The 2,478-nt window shown below is 67.6% G+C and carries 4 protein-coding genes and 1 pseudogene; 4 read left to right on the top strand and 1 reads right to left on the bottom strand.

Annotated features, from left to right (window positions below; translation table 11 throughout):
• Nucleotides 1-334: DUF1844 domain-containing protein (locus tag VN520_RS04610; protein WP_325745540.1), on the bottom strand; the 334-nt coding region annotated here is incomplete at its 3' end.
• Nucleotides 335-663: 329 nt separating this feature from the next.
• On the opposite strand from VN520_RS04610, the gene infC reads away from it, so the two are divergent.
• From infC to VN520_RS04590, 4 genes and pseudogenes are all read left to right on the top strand, one after another.
• Entirely contained in the window at nucleotides 664-1,383 is a 720-nt protein-coding gene (gene infC, locus VN520_RS04605) for a translation initiation factor IF-3 (RefSeq protein WP_325745541.1), read from the top strand.
• A gap of 120 nt (nucleotides 1,384-1,503) precedes the next feature.
• Nucleotides 1,504-1,698, top strand: a complete 195-nt coding sequence (gene rpmI, locus VN520_RS04600) for a 50S ribosomal protein L35 (RefSeq protein WP_003970213.1) — start codon at nucleotides 1,504-1,506, stop codon at nucleotides 1,696-1,698.
• Nucleotides 1,699-1,812: 114 nt separating this feature from the next.
• The gene (gene rplT / locus VN520_RS04595) at nucleotides 1,813-2,196 is read left to right on the top strand and encodes a 50S ribosomal protein L20 (RefSeq protein WP_003970214.1); all 384 of its coding nucleotides are present in this window, start codon (nucleotides 1,813-1,815) and stop codon (nucleotides 2,194-2,196) included.
• 155 nt (nucleotides 2,197-2,351) lie between these two features.
• Nucleotides 2,352-2,478, top strand: a pseudogene (locus tag VN520_RS04590) (RNA methyltransferase); the annotation flags it as partial.

Raw genomic sequence — 2,478 nt, 5'->3', positions numbered from 1 at the left:
CCGGGCCCTGACCGGGCTCGTCCGGGACGAGGGAGGCCTCACGGAAGGCCAGCTGGAGCGATTTCAGGCCGTCGCGCAGCGGCGAGGCGTGGAACGTGCTGATCTCGGTGGCGCTCGCGTCGAGCAGTCCGGCCAGTGCCTGGACCAGTTTGCGGGCCTCGTCGAGGTCCTTGTGCTGCTCGCCCTCCTCGGTCAGACCGAGCTTCACGGCTGCCGCGCTCATCAGATTGACGGCGACGGTCACGATCACCTCGACCGCGGGAACCTCCGCGATGTCGCGGGTCATGTCGTCGAAGCCGGGGTTCTCGGTGCTGGGGGTGGTCGAGTCGCTCATGCCCCACACGATAAGGCCACGTCGGCGCGGCGCTTCCTGCGGGAGCCGTCCGGGCAGCGGGTTAGCCGTGGGCCCGGGGAGCTGCTAACCTTGTGTAACGACCGGCCGGACATCTATGTGCCCGGCCCACAAGTGGAGGCTCCGATCTCCCACCTGACCGTCCTCAGGGACGGCGGGTCACCGGTCAGGTGGCAGCCATCGTTCCGTACGGACGATGGGGCCGCCCGATTGCGCCCCGCGGTTGCACGCGGCGGTGTTCCGGTAGTTCCAGGAGCCCCGCCTGTGTCCCGTCCGGGGCGTTTCTGTTCTCCCGGCTCGGTTGGTCATACATAAGACGTTACGCGGCTGTCCGCCAGGCGGTCGCGTGGTGCTACCGAGGAGGATCCATCAGCGCCGAGCCCCGCATCAACGACCGGATTCGCGTTCCCGAGGTGCGACTTGTCGGTCCCAGCGGCGAGCAGGTCGGGATTGTTCCGCTTGCCAAGGCCCTGGAGCTCGCACAGGAGTACGACCTCGACCTGGTCGAGGTGGCGGCGACAGCCCGTCCCCCCGTGTGCAAGCTCATGGACTACGGGAAGTTCAAGTACGAGTCGGCCATGAAGGCCCGTGAGGCGCGCAAGAACCAGGCGCACACGGTCATCAAGGAGATGAAGCTCCGGCCGAAGATCGACCCGCACGACTACGACACCAAGAAGGGTCACGTCGTCCGGTTCCTCAAGCAGGGGGACAAGGTCAAGATCACGATCATGTTCCGCGGTCGTGAGCAGTCCCGTCCCGAGCTGGGCTTCCGACTGCTCCAGCGTCTCGCTTCGGACGTCGAGGACCTCGGCTTCATCGAGTCGAACCCGAAGCAGGACGGCCGGAACATGATCATGGTTCTGGGCCCGCACAAGAAGAAGACCGAAGCCATGGCCGAAGCCCGTGAGGCCCAGGCCGCCCGCAAGGCGGAGCGTCAGGGACACACCCCCGACGCCGAGTCCGAGGGTGACACCGCTGAGGCCCCGGCCGCAGCGGCCGAGGCTCCGGCCGAGACACCTTCCGAGGCGTGACCTCCGGGGGCCGCCACCCAGGCGCCCCCGGGTCCCCCGGAAACCACCCAAAGATCTGACGCCCCTGCAGTCCGGTGCCCGCACCGTGAGGGGCGCCACTGACGAGGAGATAACGGCGCGATGCCGAAGAACAAGACGCACAGCGGTGCCAGCAAGCGCTTCAAGATCACCGGCTCCGGCAAGGTGCTGCGCGAGAGGGCCGGCAAGCGCCACCTGCTCGAGCACAAGTCGTCCAAGAAGACCCGCTCGCTGACCGGCACGGTCGTCGTGGCTCCGGCCGACGCCAAGAAGATCAAGAAGCTTCTCGGCAAGTAGAGGACGACGCCTCCGGTGAAGCCGGGGGCACGGCCTCCATCCGACCGGGACCAATTCGTTTCCGGGCTGGTGAGTCGACACCGCGATTCCCAGCCCCGCTGCAAGGAGTTAAAAGTGGCACGCGTCAAGCGGGCAGTAAACGCCCACAAGAAGCGCCGGGCGATCCTCGAGGCCGCCAGCGGTTACCGCGGTCAGCGTTCGCGCCTGTACCGCAAGGCCAAGGAGCAGGTCACCCACTCCCTGGTCTACAACTACAACGACCGCAAGAAGCGCAAGGGCGACTTCCGTCAGCTCTGGATCCAGCGCATCAACGCGGCTGCCCGCCAGAACGGCATGACGTACAACCGCCTCATCCAGGGTCTGAAGGCCGCCAACATCGAGGTGGACCGCAAGATCCTGGCCGAGCTCGCGGTCAACGACGCCAACGCGTTCGCCGCCCTCGTCGAGGTCGCCCAGAAGGCCCTCCCGAGCGACGTCAACGCCCCGAAGGCCGCCTGACCCGGGCAGCACTTCCCAGCGTTTCGAGCCGGACCCGCAGGCGCGCGCCGTCTGCGGGTCCGGTGCGTTGCACCACGTGTCGCGTACGTAGTCAGCCGTACGCGGAGAAACGTACGCACAGAAGCTGACATACGCAGAGAGGCTCGCCGCCGACCATGGGCACCCCCGAACTGATCTCCGCGCGATCGCCGCGAATCGCCGCCGCGCGCCGGCTGGCCAGGCGCAACTTCCGCGGCAAGGAGCGCAGGTTCATCGCCGAGGGGCCGCAGGCCGTGCGGGAGG

The organism is Streptomyces sp. (genome assembly GCF_035563135.1).
Taxonomy (GTDB): domain Bacteria; phylum Actinomycetota; class Actinomycetes; order Streptomycetales; family Streptomycetaceae; genus Streptomyces.
This window is presented reverse-complemented; position numbering and strand designations above follow the sequence as displayed.

What these genes read in the sequence shown, in the direction of transcription:
- rpmI (WP_003970213.1), top strand. Translation starts at nt 1,504, where the DNA reads ATGCCGAAGAACAAGACGCACAGCGGTGCCAGCAAGCGCTTCAAGATC.